The organism is Pseudomonas sp. IAC-BECa141 (genome assembly GCF_020544405.1).
GTDB lineage: Bacteria > Pseudomonadota > Gammaproteobacteria > Pseudomonadales > Pseudomonadaceae > Aquipseudomonas.
In genome coordinates this window covers 4,129,728-4,152,867 of the sequence record NZ_CP065410.1, presented here as the reverse complement: position 1 = coordinate 4,152,867, position 23,140 = coordinate 4,129,728, and the positions used below count along the sequence as shown (strand labels likewise).

At 55.4% G+C, this 23,140-nt stretch carries 27 protein-coding genes; 10 read left to right on the top strand and 17 right to left on the bottom strand.

Annotation, left to right across the window (positions count from 1 at the left end):
* The gene (locus tag I5961_RS18950; RefSeq protein ID WP_085700480.1) at positions 1-408 is read right to left on the bottom strand and encodes a mannose-1-phosphate guanylyltransferase; all 408 of its coding nucleotides are present in this window, start codon (positions 406-408) and stop codon (positions 1-3) included.
* A 47-nt stretch (positions 409-455) separates the two neighbouring features.
* The gene (gene galU, locus I5961_RS18945) at positions 456-1,289 is read right to left on the bottom strand and encodes a UTP--glucose-1-phosphate uridylyltransferase GalU (protein WP_085700479.1); all 834 of its coding nucleotides are present in this window, start codon (positions 1,287-1,289) and stop codon (positions 456-458) included.
* A 379-nt stretch (positions 1,290-1,668) separates the two neighbouring features.
* Here galU and galE point away from each other — a divergent pair, with 379 nt between their 5' ends.
* The 6 genes from galE (at position 1,669) to I5961_RS18915 (ending at position 7,867) form a co-directional block, all read left to right on the top strand.
* Positions 1,669-2,685 carry a UDP-glucose 4-epimerase GalE gene (gene galE, locus I5961_RS18940; RefSeq protein ID WP_085700478.1) on the top strand — a complete coding sequence of 339 codons (1,017 nt, stop codon included), beginning with the start codon at positions 1,669-1,671 and terminating at the stop codon, positions 2,683-2,685.
* Between the two features lie 227 nt (positions 2,686-2,912).
* On the top strand, positions 2,913-3,149 hold the full coding sequence (locus tag I5961_RS18935; RefSeq protein ID WP_003226528.1) for a hypothetical protein: 237 nt from the start codon (positions 2,913-2,915) through the stop codon (positions 3,147-3,149).
* An 89-nt stretch (positions 3,150-3,238) separates the two neighbouring features.
* The gene (locus I5961_RS18930; RefSeq protein WP_176247771.1) at positions 3,239-4,354 is read left to right on the top strand and encodes a polysaccharide biosynthesis/export family protein; all 1,116 of its coding nucleotides are present in this window, start codon (positions 3,239-3,241) and stop codon (positions 4,352-4,354) included.
* Between the two features lie 11 nt (positions 4,355-4,365).
* Entirely contained in the window at positions 4,366-5,031 is a 666-nt protein-coding gene (locus I5961_RS18925; RefSeq protein WP_227233054.1) for a YjbF family lipoprotein, read from the top strand.
* A 29-nt stretch (positions 5,032-5,060) separates the two neighbouring features.
* Positions 5,061-5,792 (top strand): capsule biosynthesis GfcC family protein, encoded by a 732-nt coding sequence (locus I5961_RS18920; RefSeq protein WP_085700475.1) that lies wholly within the window; start codon positions 5,061-5,063, stop codon positions 5,790-5,792.
* The gene (locus tag I5961_RS18915) at positions 5,789-7,867 is read left to right on the top strand and encodes a YjbH domain-containing protein (protein ID WP_227233053.1); all 2,079 of its coding nucleotides are present in this window, start codon (positions 5,789-5,791) and stop codon (positions 7,865-7,867) included. Before I5961_RS18920 ends, I5961_RS18915 begins: the two co-directional genes overlap by 4 nt.
* 158 nt (positions 7,868-8,025) lie before the next feature.
* Here the strand turns inward: I5961_RS18915 and I5961_RS18910 are convergent, their stop codons facing one another.
* The 3 genes from I5961_RS18910 to I5961_RS18900 form a co-directional block, all read right to left on the bottom strand.
* Complete coding sequence (locus I5961_RS18910; RefSeq protein ID WP_085700473.1) at positions 8,026-9,420, bottom strand: undecaprenyl-phosphate glucose phosphotransferase; 1,395 nt, start codon at positions 9,418-9,420, stop codon at positions 8,026-8,028.
* A 382-nt stretch (positions 9,421-9,802) separates the two neighbouring features.
* Complete coding sequence (locus I5961_RS18905; protein WP_085704598.1) at positions 9,803-10,462, bottom strand: winged helix-turn-helix domain-containing protein; 660 nt, start codon at positions 10,460-10,462, stop codon at positions 9,803-9,805.
* A 294-nt stretch (positions 10,463-10,756) separates the two neighbouring features.
* On the bottom strand, positions 10,757-11,497 hold the full coding sequence (locus tag I5961_RS18900; RefSeq protein ID WP_227233052.1) for a winged helix-turn-helix domain-containing protein: 741 nt from the start codon (positions 11,495-11,497) through the stop codon (positions 10,757-10,759).
* 507 nt (positions 11,498-12,004) lie between these two features.
* On the opposite strand from I5961_RS18900, the gene I5961_RS18895 reads away from it, so the two are divergent.
* A complete protein-coding gene (locus I5961_RS18895) occupies positions 12,005-12,838 on the top strand; it encodes an undecaprenyl-diphosphate phosphatase (RefSeq protein WP_085700470.1) in 834 nt (277 codons plus the stop codon).
* 23 nt (positions 12,839-12,861) lie between these two features.
* On the opposite strand, the gene dusA is transcribed toward I5961_RS18895, so the two are convergent.
* Positions 12,862-13,881 carry a tRNA dihydrouridine(20/20a) synthase DusA gene (gene dusA / locus I5961_RS18890; protein ID WP_227233051.1) on the bottom strand — a complete coding sequence of 340 codons (1,020 nt, stop codon included), beginning with the start codon at positions 13,879-13,881 and terminating at the stop codon, positions 12,862-12,864.
* A 102-nt stretch (positions 13,882-13,983) separates the two neighbouring features.
* Here dusA and I5961_RS18885 point away from each other — a divergent pair, with 102 nt between their 5' ends.
* Together I5961_RS18885 and I5961_RS18880 are read left to right on the top strand one after the other, a co-directional pair.
* Positions 13,984-15,075 carry a tyrosine-type recombinase/integrase gene (locus I5961_RS18885; protein WP_227233050.1) on the top strand — a complete coding sequence of 364 codons (1,092 nt, stop codon included), beginning with the start codon at positions 13,984-13,986 and terminating at the stop codon, positions 15,073-15,075.
* Between the two features lie 322 nt (positions 15,076-15,397).
* Positions 15,398-16,048, top strand: coding sequence for a hypothetical protein (locus I5961_RS18880; RefSeq protein ID WP_227233049.1), 651 nt, complete (start codon positions 15,398-15,400; stop codon positions 16,046-16,048).
* 246 nt (positions 16,049-16,294) lie between these two features.
* Here I5961_RS18880 and I5961_RS18875 read toward each other — a convergent pair whose 3' ends face one another.
* From I5961_RS18875 to I5961_RS18825, 11 genes are all read right to left on the bottom strand, one after another.
* A complete protein-coding gene (locus I5961_RS18875; protein WP_227233048.1) occupies positions 16,295-16,564 on the bottom strand; it encodes a pyocin activator PrtN family protein in 270 nt (89 codons plus the stop codon).
* Between the two features lie 12 nt (positions 16,565-16,576).
* Complete coding sequence (locus I5961_RS18870; RefSeq protein WP_227233047.1) at positions 16,577-17,332, bottom strand: DNA cytosine methyltransferase; 756 nt, start codon at positions 17,330-17,332, stop codon at positions 16,577-16,579.
* Positions 17,329-17,583 carry a hypothetical protein gene (locus tag I5961_RS18865; protein WP_227233046.1) on the bottom strand — a complete coding sequence of 85 codons (255 nt, stop codon included), beginning with the start codon at positions 17,581-17,583 and terminating at the stop codon, positions 17,329-17,331. Before I5961_RS18865 ends, I5961_RS18870 begins: the two co-directional genes overlap by 4 nt.
* Positions 17,580-18,122, bottom strand: a complete 543-nt coding sequence (locus I5961_RS18860; RefSeq protein ID WP_227233045.1) for a phosphohydrolase — start codon at positions 18,120-18,122, stop codon at positions 17,580-17,582. Before I5961_RS18860 ends, I5961_RS18865 begins: the two co-directional genes overlap by 4 nt.
* On the bottom strand, positions 18,119-18,718 hold the full coding sequence (locus I5961_RS18855; RefSeq protein WP_227233044.1) for a hypothetical protein: 600 nt from the start codon (positions 18,716-18,718) through the stop codon (positions 18,119-18,121). The genes I5961_RS18860 and I5961_RS18855 overlap by 4 nt, the downstream gene beginning before the upstream one ends.
* Before the next feature lie 57 nt (positions 18,719-18,775).
* A complete protein-coding gene (locus tag I5961_RS18850) occupies positions 18,776-19,093 on the bottom strand; it encodes a pyocin activator PrtN family protein (RefSeq protein WP_227233043.1) in 318 nt (105 codons plus the stop codon).
* A 158-nt stretch (positions 19,094-19,251) separates the two neighbouring features.
* Complete coding sequence (locus I5961_RS18845; protein WP_123595049.1) at positions 19,252-19,536, bottom strand: phage antirepressor KilAC domain-containing protein; 285 nt, start codon at positions 19,534-19,536, stop codon at positions 19,252-19,254.
* Between the two features lie 10 nt (positions 19,537-19,546).
* On the bottom strand, positions 19,547-20,137 hold the full coding sequence (locus tag I5961_RS18840; protein WP_227233042.1) for a hypothetical protein: 591 nt from the start codon (positions 20,135-20,137) through the stop codon (positions 19,547-19,549).
* Between the two features lie 279 nt (positions 20,138-20,416).
* Positions 20,417-20,773, bottom strand: coding sequence for a hypothetical protein (locus I5961_RS18835; protein ID WP_227233041.1), 357 nt, complete (start codon positions 20,771-20,773; stop codon positions 20,417-20,419).
* A gap of 344 nt (positions 20,774-21,117) precedes the next feature.
* Entirely contained in the window at positions 21,118-22,035 is a 918-nt protein-coding gene (locus I5961_RS18830) for a hypothetical protein (RefSeq protein WP_227233040.1), read from the bottom strand.
* Positions 22,036-22,076: 41 nt separating this feature from the next.
* The gene (locus I5961_RS18825; RefSeq protein WP_139055607.1) at positions 22,077-22,724 is read right to left on the bottom strand and encodes a LexA family protein; all 648 of its coding nucleotides are present in this window, start codon (positions 22,722-22,724) and stop codon (positions 22,077-22,079) included.
* Between the two features lie 98 nt (positions 22,725-22,822).
* Between I5961_RS18825 and I5961_RS18820 the strand changes: the two genes are divergently transcribed.
* Complete coding sequence (locus I5961_RS18820) at positions 22,823-23,056, top strand: hypothetical protein (protein WP_139055606.1); 234 nt, start codon at positions 22,823-22,825, stop codon at positions 23,054-23,056.
* The last annotated feature ends 84 nt before the right edge of the window (positions 23,057-23,140 follow it).

The following is a 23,140-nucleotide window of genomic DNA, read 5'->3' as shown; positions in this document are numbered from 1 at the left end:
TCAGTTGTCGAACAGATCCAGATGACTCAGCAGCTCTTCGGTTTTCTGCGGCATCAACTGCGTCACGCAACGGGTTTCCACGTTGACGATGATCGCTGGGTCGTTGCAGCAGATCCGCACGCGAAAACGCCAGTCGCTGAAAATCACTTTCAGGCCGTCACGGTCATCGACCTCCAGCGCCTGTTCGCTGTAGATCCGTTTCAGGTGGGCGAGCAGGGGCCAGGGATCGCGCATCGGTCGGCGAATGTCCCCGGAGGAGGGAAACACGCCGATGCGATCGACCAGCAGCAGAGTGCCCAGCCACGGTCCATTGGCGCTGGGCAATGGCTGATGGCGGGATAACCAGCTCATCACCCCGAGGTTGTCCACCTCACGTTCAATCTCTGCGGAATGTTGTGCAATGTTCATGGTTGCCTCGTTGGATGTGCGTGCCGCGATGGATCAATGGGGGCCGCTCAGCGGCCCTTCAGGTAAACGTTCTCGTAGCAGAAGTTGGTCGCCTGCAGGTAACCCTCGGCGTCGCCGCAGTCGAAGCGCAGGCCCTTGAACTTGTAGGCCAGCACGCAACCGTTCTGCGCCTGTTTCATCAGGGCGTCGGTGATCTGGATTTCGCCGCCCTTGCCCGGCTGGGTGTCGGCGATCAGGTCGAAGATGTCCGGCGTCAGGATGTAGCGGCCGATGATCGCCAGGTTTGACGGTGCGTCTTGTGGTGCCGGTTTTTCCACCATGTGGTTGACCCGGTAAATACCGTCGGAAATCGCTTCGCCGGCGATCACGCCGTACTTGTGAGTCTGGTCGCGCGGGACTTCCTGGATGGCGACGATCGAGCAGCGGAATTTCCTGTACAGCTCGATCATCTGGGTGAGAACGCCGTCGCCTTCGAGGTTCAGGCACAGGTCGTCCGCCAGCACCACGGCGAAGGGCTCGTCACCGATCAACGGCCGACCGCTGAGAATCGCGTGACCCAGGCCTTTCATTTCCACCTGACGGGTGTAGGAGAACGTGCAGGTGTCGATCAGCTCGCGAGTGCCAGCCAGGAATTTCTCTTTCTCGGTGCCGCGAATCTGGTGTTCGAGTTCATAGCTGATGTCGAAGTGGTCTTCCAGTGCGCGCTTGCCCCGGCCGGTGACGATAGCCATGTGTTGCAGGCCGGCGTCCCGTGCTTCTTCCACGGCGTATTCGATCAACGGTTTGTTGACGATCGGCAGCATTTCCTTGGGCATGGCTTTGGTGGCCGGCAAGAAACGCGTGCCATAACCGGCAGCGGGGAACAAACATTTACGGATCATAAAAGTTTCCTGGTCATTCATGGCGCACTGCCATCGTTTATTGCAATAACGAAAAGTTGCAAGTTATTGAAGCTGTACTTTAATACCTGACTCGGGAGAGAAGTGGCAAATAGCAATGAGTGTAAAACACGACAATGTTATGAGATGTCGGTTTGACAGTTATTGGTTATTTTTAGTCGGCATCCGTTGATAGTGATGAATGCGCGGGAGTGCTAATAAGTACCAGGCAATACAGTTTGGCTTGTAAAAATATTTATAGCCAGTGATTGAACTGTTTTTGTTTCTGGTTGTTGTCGCCCTGTTTGTGTGAATCAAGGCACACATTAAACAAACAGGGCTTGACACGCGAGTTGGCACTTTTCCCACTATGGACCGCGCTATGAAGATTCTGGTAACGGGTGGCGCCGGCTATATCGGCTCGCACACCACACTTGCACTACTTGAAGCAGGTTATGAAGTTGTAGTTCTGGATAATCTTTGCAACAGCAGCGACGCGGCATTGCACGCAGTGGAAGCCATTTGCGGCAAAAGTGCGCTGATGATTCGCGGGGATGTCTGTGACCGGGCCCTGCTGGACCGGATTTTCCAGCAGCACGCCATCGATGCCGTGCTGCATTTCGCCGGGCTCAAGGCCGTGGGCGAGAGCGTGCGCAAGCCGCTCGAATACTACGAAACCAACGTCAGCGGCAGTATCACGCTGTGCCAGGCGATGGCGGCGGCGGGGGTGTTCCGGCTGGTGTTCAGCTCGTCCGCCACGGTCTACGGCGAGCCGGCGCAGATGCCGATCCGCGAGGATTTCCCAACCGGCAATCCGACCAATCCCTACGGCCAGTCCAAACTGATCGTCGAGAACGTGCTGCGCGACCTGTGCCAGTCCGAACCGCGCTGGAGCATCGCGCTGCTGCGCTACTTCAACCCGATCGGCGCACATCACAGCGGGCAGATGGGCGAAGATCCCAACGGCATCCCCAACAATCTGGTGCCTTACATCAGCCAGGTGGCGGTCGGCAGCCTGAAGGAATTGTCGATCTTCGGCGACGATTACCCGACGGTCGACGGCACCGGCGTGCGCGATTACATCCATGTGGTGGATCTGGCGGACGGGCACTTGAAAGCCCTGCAAACCATCGCCGACCGCACCGGCATTCATACCTGGAACCTCGGTACCGGCGACGGCTACAGCGTGTTGCAGGTGTTGCGGGCGTTTGAGAAGGCGTGCGGGCAGCCAGTGCCGTTCCGGGTGATGCCACGGCGTTCCGGGGATATTGCCGAGAGCTGGGCCGACGCCTCCAAGGCGGCGAAGGAACTCGGCTGGAAAGCCACCCGCAACTTGCAGGACATGGTCACCGACACGTGGCGCTGGCAATCGAATCATCCCCGGGGTTATCAGGGATGATGGCGTTTTAGTGCAATGTTAGTTTCAGTCAGGTTGTTAGATATCGTCGGGAAATTAGACTGGCAATGCCTATTGCAAGTCCGTAGATATAAACCTGCCGTTCGACTTTTATCAGTTGGGTAAGACTGTGAAAGAACAACGGATCTTGTTCGCGCTTTTTGCGACTTGAACTCTACCACCTCTAACGAACACCCGATGTTCAGGTGCGATGTTAGAAAGGAGTTGATATGAAAAAAGTGATGGCGATTGCCCTGTTGACGATGTTGAGCAACTGGGCATCCGCAGCTGAAGCGCCGCTTACAGCAGTGACCAATGTATCTGGCAGTGTCGCGGCTTCTACAGCGCCTGCTGCCAGTACTGCCATGGTCGCCAGTGCTGTAGCGGCGTCCAACAGTGGTGGAAGTGCCAACGGCGGTACAACGGGTACCACCGGTACCACGGGTACAACCGGCACGCACAACTAACTGAAGTATCTGTTGGTGCAGTACAGGGTCGCCCGACGAAAGTCGGGTGACTTTGTTTTGGATTCGCCCTTGAATAGCGTAGTGCCATTATGAACCGTCGTTTTTCTCTTTTATTGTTGGCAAGTATCGCTTTGCAAGGTTGCATGTTCTCCCCCGGCCAGTACCTGAGCACCAGTAGCATCACGCGCCAGGGCGCCAGCGAAAGCAGCCGGGTCGAGCTCATTCAGATCACCCCCAAGCTCATCGCCATGAACCGCGCCACGCACAAGCGGGAGTCGGTGCCGGCGGAGTTGTTGGCGACCCCGGCCGAATATCGCATCGGCAGCAATGATGTGCTGTACATCACGGTCTGGGATCATCCCGAGCTGACCGCCCCTTCGGGTGCGCAACAGCAGATCGATGCCAACGGCCGTCTGGTGCGCTCCGACGGCACGTTGTATTACCCGTACATCAAGGAAGTCCAGGCCGCGGGCAAAACCATCCAGCAACTGCGTTCGGACATCGAGCAACGTCTCTCGGCGTTCATTGCCGAGCCGCAAGTGGATGTCGCGGTGCTGCGTTTCGCCAGCCAGAAAGTCGTGGTCTCGGGCGCCGTGACCAAGGCCGGCCCCCAGGCGATTTCGACCAACCCGCTGAGCGTGGTCGAAGCCCTTGGTTCGGCCGGTGTCGATACCAACAATGCCGATTTGTCCGGGCTGATGCTGACGCGCAACGGGCGGGTCTATCCGCTCAATCTCGACGCCCTCAATCAGCAGGATTCCGAATTGCAGAACGTCTACCTCAAGGGAGGCGATCAGCTGTATCTGCCGTACAACGACAACAAGCGCATCTACGTGATGGGCGAGGTCAACCAGCCCCGTGCGCTGAGCTTCAAGACCGCCACCATGAACCTGTCCGACGTGCTCGGCTCGGTTGGCGGCTTGAGCCAGACCACCTCCAACGGCAACGCCGTGTATGTGATTCGCGGGGTGGAAAACCTCGACGTCGAGCCGGCAAAAATCTACCAGCTGGAAGCCGAATCGCCGACCGCCATGGCGCTCGCTTCGCACTTCGAAGTCCGGCCTCAGGACGTGGTCTATGTCGGGCCTGCCAACGTGACTCGCTGGAATCGCCTGATCAGCCAGTTGGTGCCGTCGGCATCGATTGTCGGGACGGGGGCTTCCGCTGCGAAGAACTGGAGCGAATACAGTAACAACAGCAAATAAGGCCGCCGACTGTGAAAACGTTGAAAGTGGGCGTGTGCCTGATGGCGGCCGTCTTATTGAGTGGCTGCAATCCGTTGATGAGCGCTTCGTTGAACAACCTCAAGGCGTCGGTCATCGGACCGGATGAACTCGATGTGTCGGCGCAGCAGGTGGCCGGGGTCAAGTATCCCCAGCTCAAACTGACCACGCCGTCCGGTTCCGGGGTGCTGGCGCTGGTGCGTGAGCGAGAGGATCTGCAGTTCTGGGTCGCCTCCGGCAAGCAGGTGCTGCTGATGCGCGACGGCCTGGCGATGCGCAGCATCGGCCTGGGCGTGGAGGGCGATCTGGACGGCACGCGCCTGTCCGATGACTCGCCGTTCAAACAGGGTCTGCACCAGATCACCGACGGCTACACCAGCCGCCGCTGGATCGACCTCTACAAGGGCCAGGAAGTCGGGATCATCCTCAACAGCCGCTTCTCCCGAAAGTCCCTGGAAACCCTCGAGATTCTCGACAAGCAATACACCGTGCTGCGTGTCGACGAGCAGATTGACGCGCCGGCCATCGGCCTGCGCGCGACCAATCGTTACTGGGTCGATCCGGTGGACGGCTTCATTGTGCAGAGTGAACAGCAACTGACCTCGCAGTTGCGGGTCAGGATCCTGCAACTGACCCCTGACCGCAGGCATGTCCCGTGAAGCGGCTCAGAGCGCTTTCGGCGTGCTTGATGTTGCTCACCGGGATCAGCGAGGCAGCGGTCATCGTCAGCGGTGATGTCGCCAACCCGGGTCCGATCGAATTGCCGGCGGGCGGGCGTTTGCGCGATGTGATCGGCGAGGCCGTACCGAACGCCGAAGGCTACTGGCTGGCGGGCGTTCTGTTGCGTCAGTCGCTGCTCGAAGAACAGACGCGACTCAAGGTCGGCGTGCTGTTCGATCTGGATGTGTTGCATCGAATGGCGATGCTGTTTGACAAGCCGAGTCGTGCGGCGCTGGCCCAGCGCCTGACCGAGCAGGTCCGACAGATGCCAGTGACCGGACGGCAGATCGCCGATCTCGATCCGGTGGCGGTGGAAGTCGGTTTCGCCCGCAACATCCGTCTCGACGATGGCGATCAACTGATCTATCCGAAACGGGTCGATGAAGTCGAAGTGCTGGGCGCCGTCGCCGAGCCGTGCCGCTTGCCTTATCAGCCGTTGCAGGAGGCCCGCGAATATCTGCAGGGCTGCACGTTGCTGGAGGCCGACGCCGATGCTGATTATCTGTGGCTGATCCAGCCCAACGGTGAATCGCGGCGGGTCGGTATCGCCCACTGGAACCGCGAGAGCGGGCAGATGCCCGTGGCCGGCAGCAAGATTCTGGTGCCGGTGAAAAACGATGATCTGGATCCGCCTGTCCCTGAACTGAATCAGCAGTTGGCCGAATTGATTGCCACGCAGTTGGCTGAGGTGGTTCGTTGAATTTGCGTTTTGCAGCTGTGTTGTTACTGCCGTGTGGCCTGGTGCATGCCGAGCCACGCATTACCCAGAATGACTTCGGCGGCGCCGGTCTGTTGCAGACCCCGACCGCGCGCATGTCGCCCGCCGGTGAGTTGAGTGTCAACGCCAACCGCACCGAACCGTACAGCCGATACAGCGTTTCGTTGCAGCCGCTCGACTGGCTGGAAGGCTCGTTTCGCTACACCGCCATCACCAACCGTCCGTACGGTTCCGAAGCGCTGAGCGGCAGCCAGAGCTATAAGGACAAGGCGGTCGACGCCAAGGTCCGGCTGTGGCAGGAAAGCCACTGGGCGCCGGAAGTGGCGCTGGGCTTTCGAGACATCGGTGGTACCGGTTTGTTTGCCAGTGAATTCTTCGTCGCCAACAAACGCTATGACAATTTCGATTTCAGCGCCGGCATCGCCTGGGGTTACATCGGTAATCGCGGCGATTTCGACAACCCGCTGGGCTGGGCCAGTGATCGCTTCAAAACCAGACCAGACCTGGAAGGCACCGGTGACGTCAACGCCGGGTCGTACTTTCGCGGCAAACCTGGGTTTTTCGGCGGCGTGAGTTACCAGACGCCCTGGGATCGCCTCAGCCTGAAACTCGAATACGATGGCAACGACTACAAGCACGAGCCCAAGGACAACATCATCAAGCAGGACTCGCCGATCAACCTTGGCGCGGTGTTCAAGGTGACCGATTCCGTCGATGTGAGCGCGGCCTGGGAGCGGGGTAACACGGCGATGTTCGGCATCACGTTCCACACCAATTTCGTCAGTCGCAAGGCCCCGGCCAAAACCTTCGACCCACCGGCCGAACCGCTGCCGGCGAAAGCCCCGAGCACGACGATGGAGGAGGTCAACTGGGCCGACGTGTCGCGCCGCTTGCAGCAGAACGCCGGCTACAAGGTCGAGCGCATCACCCAGCGCGATTCCGAACTGATCGTCTACGGCGAGCAGCAGCGTTATTTCCATTCGCCCAAGGCCGTCGGCCGCGCGAGCCGGATTCTCGACAACAGCGTCAACGACGACATCGACTGGTTCACCGTGGTCAACAAGCGCTACGACCTGCCGCTGGAAGAAACCAGCGTGCCCCGGCAGACGTTCCGCGAAGTGATCAACAACGAAGAGCCGCTGGAATCGCTGCACCGCACCACCGAGATCAACCCGGCGATGCCGCGCAACGAGAAAACCCTCTACAGCGAAGCGCCGCAGCACTTCAATTACGGCGTCGGCCTGGGCTTCAAACAGAACGTCGGCGGCCCCGATGGCTTGCTCTATCAGTTCACAGCGGATCTGGACGCCGAGTACCGCTTCAACCGCAACACCTGGTGGAACGGTTTGCTCAGTCAGAACCTGATCAACAACTTCGACAAGTTCAAATACGACGCACCCAGCGGCCTGCCCCGTGTGCGCACCGACTTGCGTCAGTACCTGACCACGTCGGACACCACCATGCCGCTGTTCCAGGTCAGCCACGCCGAGCAACTGGACAAGGATTTGTACGGCATGGTCTACGGCGGTTATCTGGAGTCGATGTTCGCCGGGGTCGGGGGCGAGGTGCTGTTTCGTCCGACCGGCAAGCGCTGGTCGATCGGTGCGGACCTGAACTACGTGCGTCAGCGTGAGTTCGACCAGGGTTTCGGCCTGCGTGATTACTCGGTCTGGACCGGCCATATCACCGGCTACACCGATCTGCCGTTCGACACGCTGGCGGCCGTCAGCGTCGGGCGTTATCTGGCCGGCGACTTTGGCGGCACGGTGGATATCTCCCGCGAGTTCTTCAACGGCGTGCGCTTTGGCGCCTGGGCGACCATCACCACGGCTGGCAGCGCCGAGTATGGCGAGGGTAGTTTCGACAAGGGGCTGTACCTGTCGATCCCGTTCGACGAAATGATGAGCATGTCGACCATGCGCCGCGCCAACCTGGTGTGGGCACCGCTGACCCGTGACGGTGGTGCGCGGCTCAATCGCAGCTTCCAGCTGCACTCGATGACGGACAGTCGGGAAGGGGACATGTTCTACCGCAACTTCGGGAAGATTACCGAGTAGGTTCGGGGGAGCGGGGAGTTAAAGCGGGAGCCTGTAGGCTCCCGTTTTTGTTTGTGGTGAAGGGGAATCTTGATACAGCCACGACCAACCCCCAAATCCCGCCCACAAAAAAGGGGACTCTCGTCCCCTTGCGGTGTTGCCTTCTCAAGCCCTGCGTCTCAGTAAATATCCTTCGATAGCAGGGTGAACGGAGTCTTCACCAGGATCTTCACATCCAGCCACAGCGACCAGTTGTTGATGTACTTCAGATCGATCTCGACGCGCTTTTCCATCTTGTCGAGGGTATCTGTCTCACCCCGGCAACCGCTGATCTGCGCCAGACCAGTGATGCCCGGTTTGATTCGGTGACGGGCCATGTAGGCGAGGATTTTGCCCGAGTAGTAGTTGTTGTGCGCCACGGCATGCGGACGTGGGCCGACCAGTGCCATGTGGCCTTGCAGCACGTTGAACAGTTGCGGCAGCTCGTCCAGTGACGTGCGACGGATGAAGCGACCGACCGGAGTGATGCGCGAATCGTTGCGGCTGGCCTGTTTGACTTCACGGTCATCGTGCACGCGCATCGAGCGGAATTTCCAGACCTTGATCACCTTGCCGTTCCAGCCGTGGCGATCCTGCTTGAAGAACACCGGGCCGGGCGAAGTGAGCTTCACCGCCAGCGCCACGGCCAGCAGCACCGGGCTCAACAGAATGATGGCCAACAGGGCGACGGCTTTTTCCACCAGGCTCTTGCTCAGCGCAGCGGTCGGGCGACTGGTCAGCGGGCTTTCGTTGAGGTAGATCGCCGGCAGACCGTCCACGACTTTCACCGAATGGTTGAGCAGCGTCAGGCTGTTCAGGTCTGGCACCCAGACCACGTCCACGTTGGCATCCAGCAGGTCGACGTACATCGCTTCGATTTTGGCAGCCTCCGACAGCGGCAATGTGATGTACAAGCGGCGGATGTCGTGAGCCTGGATCAGTTCGAGCAGTTCGTCCTGAGCGCCGACGACGCGTGGGGCGTCCGCTTCCAGGCCAGGGGTATCGCCGTTGCTGACCAGGCCGACCAGCGGCAGGTTTTCGTGCTGGCTCAACTTCTTCGCCAGGCCCAGAGCCAGTTCGCCGGTGCCGACGATCAGGGTCTTGTGTTCGCTTTTGCGCGAACGCTGGTAGAACTTCGAGAACGCATGCAGCGGTGCGTAAAGCAGCGCCTGGCCAAGGAAACCGTACACCGCCCATTCAAGGATGACTTGGCGGGAGAACAGTGCATCGGCCTTGCAGATGAAGGCGATGAACGCCAGCCCGGCCATGGTCATGAACCAACCCATGAACAGCCGTCCCAGCCCGGTCAGATAGTTGTCTCGTTTTCGATACGCGCCGCTGAATGTATAGGCCGGAACCGACGCCAGAACCGCGAGGATCGTGCACATCCGGTAATAGAACTCGACGGTTCCGGTGTGCTGTTCAGCCAGAAAGAACAACAGTGAAACAATGAAACTCTGTGCCAGCGCCCATTGGCCCCAAAAGGTCAGTCCCTTGAGGCCGGTGTTTCGATTGATACGAAGAGAAAGATCCATACGATATCCCCAAAAGACGTCCATTCAGGTTTCGACAGTAGAAAGCCGAGTTGTTAAGCAGACTTGTTATTGTTGTTTGAGCCAGTGTCCTGAGGTAACAACGCCGGTATGCGGAACTGTCATCAGTCAATAGACTAAGTTATTGCCGGGGATGCTGTCTGACGAGTTCTAACAAGATGGCACAGTGCCAACTTATTTGAAATTTCAATATTCAAACGTTAGAAAAGGTCGAAAGGCAGGGGGTGAATAATCAATCTTGTGTTTGCTATCGTAGGTGGGGTCAGGCGGCGGGTATAACCAGGGAGGGGTGAAACCAAACAGAGTGCTTTTTTATTTTTGTAATCGCACTTGTATCTGTTTGTCTTGGCGTGAGGAATATTGTTTAGGCAACAACTTCCTGGATCAGGCAGTAACCGCGATTGCGCACGGCGCGAAACAAACGTTCACCGTTGCTGGCGTTCTTGAACTTGTCTTGAAGACGGCTCAGGCACATTTCCAGTCCCCGGTATTGTTCCGGCTCGCGGCCGATACTGAGGATCAGATCGTCGCGACTGACAACACGCTCTTCGTGGTGAAGCATCTTGCGGACCAGTGCGGTTTCAAGCCCGGTGAGACTGATTTCGACGCCTTCTTTCGTCAATGCACCCTGATCATTGTCCAGATGCCAGGCTTCGGTGCACGGCGTGTCGGATTCGATCGTGCGGGAAGTATCGGTGGGGTTTTCGGACATGGCCGTGGAACTGTGGAATGAATGCGCCGATTGTGCGGCCAGCCATTCCGATTCGAGGGTGGCCAATATGCGCTGGGTATCATGTTCGATGCTGCGTGCGACATGCTTCCTTGTGCCGCGTGGGTAAGTGAACTCCATCAGCATCGGAGTGGAAGAGGGCGAAGCAACACCTTCAATAAACATTTGTGCCTGAGACGTGCCAAACGAATTGAAACGCTCGCTGGAGAGGATGTTCTCAAGTTCACGTTGCGACGCCGAGCTATTAGTCACGACAACAAAGTATTTTCTTGGGAGGGTTGTGCTGGTTTCCATGTCTCTCTCCTAAAGTACACACCAAATTTGGCGAAAAAAATAATGGGCAGGCGAGCAATGTTTTCCTCGGAAATAATCGATAGGCAGGGTCTGGGCCCAATAATGGCCCTCGATAAGTTCCACTCGGTCTGCTTTTAGAGTAATGGTTTATTGTTATGTTTAAGTGTTGCAGCGCTCATGCAAATGACAGCTTTTTATTAGATATGTGACGCAGTTAAAACAGTGAGACATCGGATTTTTAGTGCGTTGCATCAGACGTTCCCTCGTAAGCTGCAAAAAGAGTGATTCCCTGAATCAGGCGGTCGAGATCAACCCCCGCATCAGACGATAGCCATACCCGCGAATGCTCTGTATGGCGTTCGTACCGTACACGTCCTTGATTTTCCCACGCAAGCGGCTGATGGATTTTTCCAGCGCCCGAGGATCGTAGAAATGGGTGTTGAGCCCCATGATGCTGGCGATTTCATCATGGCTGAGAATGTGATTGCCGGTCTGCGCAAAGGCTTGCAGGATCTTCATTTCGGCAAAGGAAATATCGAGTTTCTTGCTGGTGTCCGAGAGGCAAATGCGGGTAGGGTCCAGCACCAGGCTGGTATCGCGTTGCCATTCTTCACTGTTGAAGAATTCGCCCAGCAGTTCGCCGCTTTCATCGGACAAGGTATTGAGTTTGATACAGAAGTCGGCACCGGCCAGGAAATACTTGATCTTGTTGAACGCGCCGCGCCCGGTGATCACCGCACAAATGATCGGCTTCAAGTTATCGCTGCGCAGGCTTTCCACCAATGCCAGGTTGTCTTCAAGCGCCTGAGGGCTGTCGATGACAATGAATATGGCCCGATACAAGCCGTGATATTCATTTTGCTGATATGAACTAGCGTAAGAGTCGGCCTCAATGGCCAGATCAGACTGCACGTGCTTGGCGATTAGCGCGCTAAAGTGTTCAGCCACGCCACGGGTACGACCCAGAGTGAGAACACCTGGTTCGTCGCTTGTGCGGCGCGGGCTTCTAGTCGCTAAGTTACCTGTGAGCATCATGCATTGACTCGAATAAGGTGCTGACATCGGGATGTTAAAGCACCGGTTCTCGTCTGTGACTGACAATTGGTAACATTTGCGCGGATTTTAGACGTGGCTCCCGAGTTTTCTAACAATAATTAAGCGATTCAAGCTTTTAGTTGATTTTTTCGGGGCTGTTAACTAACGAAATTGGGGGCTTTAGATGGTGGCAATATGGAATGGTGCCACTATTTTGTAATTATCGCGACCTGTTTTTATGTCCCTTGGCCACCACTCAACTGCATACGTATCAGAGCAGTGTGAGCTGGGTCACATTTTATGTGGCGGCCCGTCTTTTGGCTATAACGTCGACAAGTTCACATACGGACGTTTATTAACATGCCTTGAGTGTGGCTTTTGATAAGACATATTCTCCGTCCCCGAGTCGGGCAATGGGTATGCATCTGCCAATTGTTTTACTTCAGATACTCAATGCCTGAATGCATTTAACGGCGCGCCGTAAAAGAGCGTGCCGACGGAGGATTAATGGATTTACTGACCTTGTTCAAGGTGCTGATACTCGGGGCGGTAGAAGGCCTGACCGAGTTCCTGCCCATTTCCAGTACGGGCCACCAGATTATTGTTGCCGATTTGCTGGAGTTCGGCGGCGAACGCGCCATGGCGTTCAACATCATTATTCAACTGGGCGCTATTCTGGCCGTGGTCTGGGAATTTCGCCCGAAGATCTTCGAGATCGTCAAAGGCCTGCCGACCCAGAATAATGCGCAACGTTTTACTCGCAATCTGCTGATCGCCTTTTTCCCGGCGGTCATTCTCGGCGTGTTATTCGCCGACACGATTCATGAATACCTGTTCAACCCGATCACCGTTGCCGTTGCCCTGGTCGTGGGCGGTATCGTGATGTTGTGGGCCGAGCAGCGCGATCATGCAGTGAGTGTCGACCATGTAGACGACATGAAATGGGCTGATGCGCTGAAGATCGGTTGCGTGCAATGTCTGGCGATGATTCCGGGCACGTCGCGCTCCGGTTCCACTATCATCGGCGGTCTGCTGTTCGGCCTGTCACGCAAGGCCGCCACGGAGTTCTCATTCTTCCTGGCGATGCCGACCATGGTCGGCGCTGCGGTGTATTCCGGCTATAAGTACCGCGAACTGTTCCAGAGCAGCGACCTGCCGGTCTTCGCCCTGGGGTTCGTCGTAGCGTTCATCTTCGCAATGATCGCCGTGCGCGGCCTGCTGAAGTTCATTGCCAACCACAGCTACGCCACTTTCGCCTGGTACCGCATCGCCTTCGGCTTGCTGATCCTCGCGACCTGGCAATTCGGCTGGGTCAACTGGACGGCGGCCGCAGCCGCCTGACCCTCAGCCGCGCAGGCCGGGCCTCAACGCCCGGCCAGCAACTCCGCCGCCTGATCCAGCAACGCCAGCGGGTCCTTGGCCTTGTGGATATCCACCGACAACAACTGACGAAACTTGCGCGCCCCCGGGAACCCGGTGCCCAGGCCCAGCACATGCCGGGTGATGTGATGCATCGCGCCGCCGGCCAGCAAATGCTCGGCTATATAAGGCCGCAACTGCGCCAGCGCCTCGGCCCGAGAAATCACCGGCGCCGAACTGCCGAACAACTGCTGATCCACCTCGGCCAGCAGATAAGGATTGTGATACGCCTCGCGCCCCAGCATCACCCCGTCAAAGGTCTGCAAATGCTCATGGCAGGCCTCCATCGTCTTGATCCCGCCGTTCAGAATGATCTCCAGCTCCGGAAAATCAGCCTTCAACCGCGCCGCCACGTCATAACGCAACGGCGGAATGTCCCGGTTCTCCTTCGGCGACAACCCCTCAAGAATCGCAATCCGCGCATGCACCGTAAAACTCGTGCACCCGGCATCCCGCACCGTCCCGACGAAATCGCACAGCTGCTCATAATTGTCCCGCCCGTTGATCCCGATCCGATGCTTCACCGTCACCGGAATTGACACCGCATCACGCATCGCCTTCACACAATCCGCCACCAACCGCGGATGCCCCATCAGGCACGCCCCGATCATATTGTTCTGCACCCGATCACTCGGGCAGCCAACGTTCAGATTCACCTCGTCGTAACCGTGCTCCTGCGCCATGCGTGCGCAAGCGGCCAGGTCCAGCGGAACACTACCGCCCAACTGCAACGCCAGAGGATGTTCGGCCTCGTTGTGACGCAGGAAACGCTCGTGATCGCCATTGAGCAACGCGCCGGTGGTGACCATCTCGGTGTAGAGCAGGGCGTTTTTCGACAGGATGCGTAGGAAGTACCGGCAATGACGGTCAGTCCAATCCATCATCGGGGCCACACTGAAGCGGCGAGACGGCTCGGAACGGGTATGGCTAGTGTTTACGGGCGCTTCAGGTTTTTCGAAATTCATTGATACTGATCTTTTATACAGCGGTTTTTACCCATTTTTCCTTGTTTTCTGAGGTCGGTTGCTACAATGTAGCAACCGAATTCGGCAATGTAGCAACTGGAAATGGGCACGATCACATCACGCAAGCGCAAGGACAACTCGACGGCCTACACGGCGCAGATACGGATCAATCGGGACGGGCGCACAGTTTATCAGGAAAGCCAAACCTTCGACCGAAAGCAGGTCGCTCAGGCGTGGATCAAGCGGCGTGAGACGGAGCTGGCTGAGCCCGGTGCGATTGAGCGCGCGAACCGCAAGGGTGTGACGATCAGGAAGATGATCGAACAGTACCTGGATGAGTACGAAAAAATCCGGCCGCTGGGCAAGACCAAGAATGCGACGCTGAAGGCGATCAAGAATACGTGGTTGGGCGACCTTGATGACTCGGCCCTGACCAGTCAGAAGCTTGTGGAGTTCGCGCAGTGGCGGATGGGTAAAGAGGGTGGCGGCGTTCAGGCGCAGACGGTCGGCAATGATCTCTCGCACTTGGGGGCGGTCCTTTCTGTGGCGCGGCCAGCGTGGGGCTACGAGGTGGATCCTCTGGCCATGCCTGATGCGCGCAAGGTGTTGCGCAAGCTGGGCATGGTCAGCAAGAGCAAAGAGCGCAACCGCCGGCCGACGCTGAAGGAGCTGGACAAGTTGATGGTGCATTACTTCGAGATGCAGAGTCGACGCAAAGCCCAGATCGATATGCCGAAGCTGATCGCCTTCGCGATCTTTTCGACGCGCCGGCAGGAGGAGATCACCCGAATGCGTTGGGACGATCTCGACTGCGCCCGGCAAGCGGTGCTGGTGCGGGACATGAAGAACCCCGGGCAGAAGATCGGCAATGACGTGTGGTGTCATCTTCCCGATGAGGCATGGGCGATCATTCAAGCTATGCCAAAAGTGGCCGATGAAATCTTTCCGTATAACGGTAAATCGGTGTCGGCATCCTTCACCCGGGCCTGCCCGCTCCTAGGTATCAAGGACCTGCACTTCCATGACCTGCGGCACGAAGGGGTGAGCCGGCTGTTCGAGATGGACTGGGACATTCCCAGAGTGTCGAGCGTATCCGGGCATCGGGACTGGAATTCGCTTCGTCGTTATACCCATCTTCGAGGCAATGCGGATGTTTATTTGAACTGGAAATGGTTGAAAAGGATTTTAATGTAAATGTCTAACCAAGGAGAGCGTGAGCTCTACTTTTTTTATTTGCGTCTCAGGTATATTAGCTCAGACTTGAGCTGACGGTTTTCGCTGGCAGCACACAATCAAATCTGACAGTCTGCTCTGAGCGATTAGCAGGCGTTGGCTGTTAAGCCCGTTTTCTGAGTGACGCGCTCGCAGAAGTGATGATGCAGAACGGGATAGAGTTTACTTGATTAGTAAATAACAAGTTCGTGCTGTTGAAAATGCCTTACAGGAAAGAACAGGTGTTGTTAAAATTAATGGGATTCGCTGATTCCGTTCAACTCAATATAACAAGGATGCAGGAATGAGTGCTGAAGAACTACAAGCTACCTATGATGAGGCTGTAAAAAACTTTCTACTTATCGAGGAGCTAAGTAATGGTGAGCAAGAGCCATCTGATGATGACTATATTAATCTGAATCGTGCTTACTTCAGGATGTGCACTCATTTTTATGACTCTTTTTTAATGATGATCGGCAACTTCAAACCTTTCCCTGCTATAGTAATTCTTCGTTCATTTCAGGAAGTATATACCAAAGCTATATATCTGGAGCTTATCGAAAAACCTAAAAAAACGGATGTAAAACCATTAGTTTCTGGAGAGAAGGATTTCCCTTCGTTCTTTGGTATGGCGACTGCACTCGATAAGTTTGGGAAAGAAGGTAAGAATGGTTTGGAAGGAGCGTTCATACAGTTCACCAAGCAGGGTCTGGCTCAATACGAAAAGTTTTCACTCTTTACGCATGGCCGTGGGGAGTTCTTGCAAGCTTTTATGAAGTCAGACAAGGTTGCACTACATCCCAATGATGTTAGCGATTTGATATGTACGGCCAGGGGGATGTATGAAACGTTTTCTCTTTTCTACTTCGGAGTACAGAAACTGGGCAGCGAGTTCCAAAAATTGAAAGATGAGTTACATAAGTCGGCCCTATATAAAAATCAGAGCGCAGGTTAAGATTACGGCCCCCAGAGCTGCCGGAATTTTTTTTAAAAAAATCCAATAGGTGCCTGAGTAAGGCACCTCTATTAATTTCCATCTGCCTGTAGGTCAGGCATATCCAGTTGGCGGTCTTGCAATCTCATAAACGTTCATGTGTAGCAGTTTATGGATTTTAGCAACGTCTGTTTATGGCACGGAGCTGCCTATCAGATTAGTTTAGATTTGAGCTGTAGCTGTGTTAGGTCAAATCTGAGCACAATCTTATGCAGCCCTGCCCATCAATTTATTCTGTTCGCGAGTAGCCTTGTCACGCTGTCGATCAATGTAGTCGGCAAGATCCTTCAGGTGGATGCCGAGCCCGGCTTTCTGGCTATTGGCACCGAGGCGAACCACCGGTATATCGATCTCTCCCGACAGGCGTTTATGCTTGAATTTCTCCACGGTCAGATTCATGTAATCGGCGCATACTCGGTCCAGGGAAATAACTGCCTGACCGTTGTACTGGGCCATCAACAGGAAAAGGGTGTTCATGCAGCCTCCTAGTTATTGTCTGTTGCAAAATAGGTTGAATGCGCTCGCTGCCACGACCGGAACCTGTCCGTTGCCAATGGCCTTAAGTCGGTCCACCCGATGGGCCACCCCATCAGCCACTCGGCCCATTCCGGGCTCAGATGACCACCATCCAGTGCCATCACGGCGTGATCCAGGCGATCGTTCGAGCGGTCGGCCCCGGAACGGCGAGTCAATGCGGCCGGGGAGGATCCCTTTGCCATGCTCGCCACGGGTGTTGGCCAGCGTCTGACGGGTGCCTTCTGCGATGAGCCAGATCCGGTCCCGCTGATGAGGGGCGCCGAGGTCAGCCGCTCCGATAACACCCCATCGCGTGTCATACCCCATTTCGGCAAGGTCACCGAGCACCACGGCAAGTCCTCTTCCCACAAGCAATGGTGAGTTCTCCAGGTCGACGTAGCGCGGTCGTACCTCATCGGTAATTCGTGCCATCTGCCGCCACAGTCCTGAGCGAGCGCCTGCGATACCGAGACCGTTACCTGCGACCGAGATGTCCTGACAAGGAAATCCTCCCGAAACCACGTCAACAAGGCCTCGCCATGGTCGTCCGTCAAAACTGCACACGTCAGACCAAATCGGGAAAGGCGGGAGCAGTCCATCGGTTTGTCGTTGCGCCAGAATCTGTGCCGCGTAGGCATCACGCTCAACGGCGCAGATGGTGCGCCAGCCGAGGAGGTGGCCGCCGAGTATTCCGCCACCAGCGCCTGCGAAAAGAGCCAACTCATTCACGCGGCCTCCAATGACGGACGCTTATCCCCCTTAACAAGCTGCGCGGGCGGGCGATTCTGAGCGATTAGCGTTGCTTTGGGCGTGGCTGCCTCGCGCAGCTTTTCGTGGGGTATCAGTCCCTCGGCAGTGCTGCGGGAAGAGGCAATGATGCTTGCTGCTGCGCAGCTGCTGTTGTTTACAGGCGTGGCGATCCCGTTGTTGTTGCGGAGCAAAGCGGCCAGGCGGTGGGTGGCGTTCTGTGCGTGCGTCATACCGCTTTCCTCCGGTGTTCGATAGCGAGTTGATCCATCAGGCGCTGCTGGTACTTGTGTCGAGCTTCGTTGGGTGACCAAGGGCGGATGGTTTCGGCAGAAGGTTCGATACCAACCAGACAATCCCAGATAGCCGGATCGGTTGGCATGAGGTCGCGGCGCTCGGTGGCCAGTGCTATCAGGTCGGCCTGTCGCACGGTTGCAGGCAGTTCGGTGTCAAGATTGAACCGGGTGCAGATGCGCTTCCATATCCAGTCCTCGAGGTCCTGGTAGGCAGTCATCCACTGCTTGAGGGGGCGCACCATGTCGCCGACGTAAGCTTCCGTTCCGTCGTGCAGCAGGGCAGCCAATTTGTCTTCCTCTGGCACCAGATCGGCTACCAAGCAGCAGTGTTGCGCCACGCTATAGAACTCGCGGGTGTGGCCGTTGAATCGGCACAGATTGGCTAGAGCGTGTGCAATGTCACGCGGGTCGATCAGTTCGACTTCAGGGTCGTAGAGGTCGACGCGCTTGCCTGTGAAAGTGATGATCTCGCTCATGCCGCACCTCCTACGGCCGTATGCGTGGTGGCATCTTTGTGTAGCTGTTGGAAAAACACGGCAGCCTTTTCCGCGTCGGCAGTGCTGAGAGAAATACTAAGAGGCGCTATCTCGACCTTTGCATCGACTATGATTGCGGCGGGCTTCAGTAAGTCAGCCATGGCGAGAGCCTGATCGCGTAGGGCGTTCGTTTCGCGAGTGATGGCCTTGCCCGTGCGCAGCGCGTTGAAAGTGGCGGCGGCTATCCGCAACTTCTCCGCAATATCCAGAAGGGTCAGACGATCATGCTCCCCGAGTTTCGAGGCAGCCTGGGCGCGTTCGTAGTGTTTGTATAACTGCTTGTACTGGTCGCGCGCCTGATCCAGGGAATGTGTCAGGTTGCGGATCTCTTCCGAGTGATCAGCGCTCTGAATGGCTTTGCCTTCTTCCATTCCATCTTGAAATCCAACGCAGCCGCCGACGTCATAGCCTTCGCTGTAGCCCTGTGATTGGCCCTCGTCGTGGCCACTACTGAAACCGTTCCGGTAGGCGAGCCAATAGATGGCGGCCATCATGAGGAGGATTGCTATCAGCGCGTAAATTTGAATTGCAGTCATGTGGTGTGCTCCTGGTGATGTCATTGGCTGGTGGTGGCAGCCGTTCGGTTTTGGTGATTACTCGTTGCTGTCGTCCTGTTGCCGCTTCATGTCTTCGTCGGCCTTGTAGGCGCGGATGTCGATCAGCGAGGCGACGTGGCGAATGTGGGCGTACTTCGGTGCCTTGCGGCTGGTGTCCAGTGTGGTGATGGGGAGCTGGATGCGGCCGCTGCTGATCTCGGCGACGAAGGATTGCTCGTTGAGATTGCGGAAGTACTGCTCGCGCACTTTGTCCAGCGGGATCAGGACGTCGCCGAAGATGCGGTAGAGCAGTTCGACGGTGGCTGATTCCGGTGCTGGGTGCAGGCGCAGCGGGTTTTGTGCTGTGTTACTCATGGCTTTGTGGGGCCTCCTTGCGTTGTTTTCTGGCCGGGTGGTTCCAGGCATTCAGGCAGTGTCTTTTAGTCAGCTCGCGCAGATGTTCGGGCACTGCGAGGAGCGCGGCGTTGCGCTCCTCTCGTGTCCGCATGGCGATGATCTGGCGGGCGTATTCCCTAGGCCACGTCACGGTTGTCTGCCGGGATGGCAGGCAGGTCGATGCCCAACTGTTCGGCCAGCCAGCGGATGCCGGGTTGTTTCACCCTGGTCGACTGGCTGTACTGCATGCCGAGTTGGTCGTGGTACCACTGGCCGTCCTTGATGCGCAGGTAATCGCGGTCGCGGTTGGGGTAGGCCGGTAGGTTCTTCTCGTTCAGCAGGCCTTTTTCCCGCATGCGAGCGATGAGCTTTGGCCGGGTGAGGCCGAGTTGGGTTGCGGCTTGGGCGAGGTTGCGTTCCATTGCGCCCCCCTTATGCCGCGTGCGCGGCTGGGGTGGCCGCTGCAGCGAGGTAGTTGATGGACTCGGTGACCTTGCCGTAGATCTCGACATCGGTGCCGTACGCGGTGAAGCAACGGGTGTGCGGGCTTTTGTTGCCGATGCTCAGGATGGTGGTGACACCTGAGCGTGATTGCGTGCGGTGCAGAGCGACCTGTAGGGGGTAGTCGAAGCCCATGTCGAGGCTCAGCACGCCGCCGGTGCGCACCAGCTCGAACACGCGTTGCTTGTCCGAGACTTCGAAGCGGCCGTATTCGCGGCTGGCGTGCGGGCGGTGCACCAAGTCGCTGGTGTTGCTCGCGTCGAACGGGCCATTGGCGATTTCTTCGATGAAGTCGGCCAATTTGAGGTGCGTTTTCTTGTCGTTCTGCAGGGTCAACGTGTGGCGTTCGCTGCCCAGCTCGACGACGAAGGTGCTCTCTGTTGCGCCGCGTTCGACTTTGAGCCGGAACGCCAGGCACTCACGCTTGGGCGCTGTCCGGAGGACGTGGTTGAAGGTCTCGGTCAGGTTGACCTGGGCATTGAGCAACTGCAGCGTGCGGTTGTCGATTTTGAACTTGATCATGCTGCGTGCCCTCCGCCGTTCGGATCGAATGGGGTGGGGGCAGTACGAGCTTGCTGCTTCGGTTTGCTGGTGACAAATGAGCAGCCGCTTTCGCGGGCCAAGCGGCGGATCTCAAAGATTCGGAAGGGGTCAGCAGCAGCTGGATGGACGTGTAGGGTTGCTGTGGTGTGCATGGTTTTGCCTCGCTCTGTGGTGGAAGAGTGAGGTCGATATTAACCCAAAAGGTTAACTGGTCAATCGAAAATTGAACCTTTGAGGGTGTTTTAGGTTGCGCCTAACCTATTTTCGTTTGCTAACGCACCACACGATTACAAAGACAACGACAAGCGCTGCAGTGGTGCAGATAGCTTTCAGTGGCATTTCAAAATCCGTGGCGTTGATTGACTCGATGCCAAGCGATTTGACTGCAGGTTGGATCAGTTCGGGTGATAAAGTGGCTGACGCAATGACTCCGAAAAGAATGGTCAGAGTCTTGTTTAATTGATCTTTGCTAATTCTATCTGTTAAGTCTAAAAGTTTGTCAGTTGATGTCATTTTTCCAGTAAGTATTGAAAGATTGTTTTTTATTGTGTCTTCATTTTTCAATGTGCCTATGAAGTGAGCTATTTCTCCGGAGTTGCTAGAAGATCGAATCATGCGTTCTTCGAATAGAATAAGCTCTAGACTGAGTTTGGATAATGTCGAATTTGAGTTGCAATGGCCGATTGCATCTATAAAGCCTTCATAAGAACTGTTTATGTACTCTGCTATTTCGTTCTTGATTTGGCAATCTGCTATGATGTTATCGAACGTAAAAGATTTTAGTGTCTTTAACGCTTCTAAAGCTGAATCGGATGCTATCGATAAAGATACCCCGAAAGAGTGGAAGTGGCTATAGTCGTTGAGTAGTCGTAAGTCTACTAGAGGCTTTGTAGAGGAATCGCTCCCGTCCTTCAGGAAACATCGGCTCATTACACTTTGTACAAGTGTTTTGTTGTGTTCTATATTTTCGTTTGAAAGGTTTTTTGATTTGTATGTTCTTGAATATATACGCAGGGTTTTCCTCTCCACGTGCCATTTCTAAGTACAGGTCTAATGGCTTTTTGAAGCCAGTATTCAGGTGTCGCTGTTCGGGGGCGGGAAAGTATATTTCCGCAAACATCCATAATGCTTAAGCATATGTCGGATAATAAAATTGATGGTCCCAACACATGCTCGTACACAGTTAGTTTTTCAATGCCTGCCTCATGCTCCTTTCGAAATAATTCCAAATTTTTGTCAAGTGTCATCAGATGTTTGATTTCTCTGAGCTTTTTAAATGTGCCCGAGCAATCGTAATCTATGCGTAACAGTTCTTTTGTGTACGCCTTTGTAGCTAATACAGACGTAATACCTCTCATCGCTAAGTTGACTGAGTCAGTAATGAACGGGTACAGACTCTCGCCGTCGCTTTCGTTCATTGGGATAAGTGTGGTTTGAATTAATCCGCTAGAGTATAGGTTTACGTAGGGAATAAATTCACGATATTCTTCGTCTGTGCCAATTCGAATGAATATGGGATTCATGAATGCGCGAATGAAATCTTCCGGAAAGCCAAAGCCCTCACTGAATAGTCTGAGTCGTGAAAGTTTTAAAGCTATATCTTTCCAGAAAGAAAGCAAAGTGTAGTTGTTCTGTTTGCTGTCTACGAAGTCAGAGTGACCAGTCACGGTCATGCCTGTTCCTGTGGCATTCAATTTGTAAGATAGCTGTCTGGTTTCAACCCTGTTGTTTGATTTGTAATATAGCTCTCCGTTATCTCTTGAGGCGAAAGCAAATGCGTCGGAGTTGATTAGTTTTTTTGCGGCTTCCGTCAAGTCAAACTGTTTGAATAGTTTTGATGTGTAAGTGTACCAAACTTGGCCGTTAATTATTTCCATATAAATCCATGTCCTTGGTGTTGTAGGTGATGTGATTTATTTCAAAGGTCAGAAATCTTCCATCTAGCTCTTCCACAGATACTCCACTCTTCGGTCATTCGGATTATCCGGTCAGGCCAGTCAGGGTTTAATGCAAAAAGATATTGCTCACCACCTTCTTGTCTTAGCTGTTTCAACGTCGCAGCTTGATCACTTGTTCGTTTGGCTGCAACAAAATGACCTGGTAATGCCTCAAGTGCGGGGTCGATGACGATCTTGTCGCCTTCTATAAATTTTGGCTCCATGCTCATGCCTTCCACTCGAAGGATGAACGCTCGCGGCCCAACAGGCCCAGGGGCATCGATCCATTCTTCCGCATCCCTTGGGTCGAAGTTCGCTTCTTGTTCGCACCACGCTCCAGCAGCGATTGATCCCATCACTGGCAATTTTCGTCCTGTATGACTCAACAAGGTGGCGTTATTGAACTCACCTAGCCCATAAGGCATGTCGAGATACCCGCTATGCAGATGCAAAGCACGCTCAATTTCGCGCGCAATTTGATCACCGATCCCTTTTGTAGGGTTTTTTCCTCCGAAGGCGCTGACCTGCGCTGGCGCTTTGCTGAGCAGGTCAGCGATATCGGTCAGCCTTAGCTTTTTTTCAGCTAAGACTCTGCGGAAATTTTGAAGACGAGTATCTGAAATTTTCATTAGCAGAGTCTGTCTGTATTAACCTTAGAGGTGAATTATCTTGTAGGTATTGAAAAAAATAACCCCATGGGTTAATTTGTGGGTCAGGAGGTACACCCATGAATCTGCGCGAATATATCAACCAAATGAATCATGAAGCGCTTACGGCCTATGCAGGGCGCTGCCACATTGCGGTCAGTTACCTAAGGCTCCACGTTAAGTATGCGAGCAAAGACCCGAGCGTTTCGCTGATAAAAGCGCTGGCCCGTGAGAGCGGGGGCAGTGTGTCGCTGTTCGAGGTTTTAGAGCATTTTGGCGTTGTTGAGAGTGATCCTGAAGTTCGAGCAGCATAGGTAGAAAAAAGGCGACCCAAAGGCCGCCCAGTTCCTCCCGACACGCACCACCACAGCGCTGTCGGGTCGCGATATAGGTAGGCG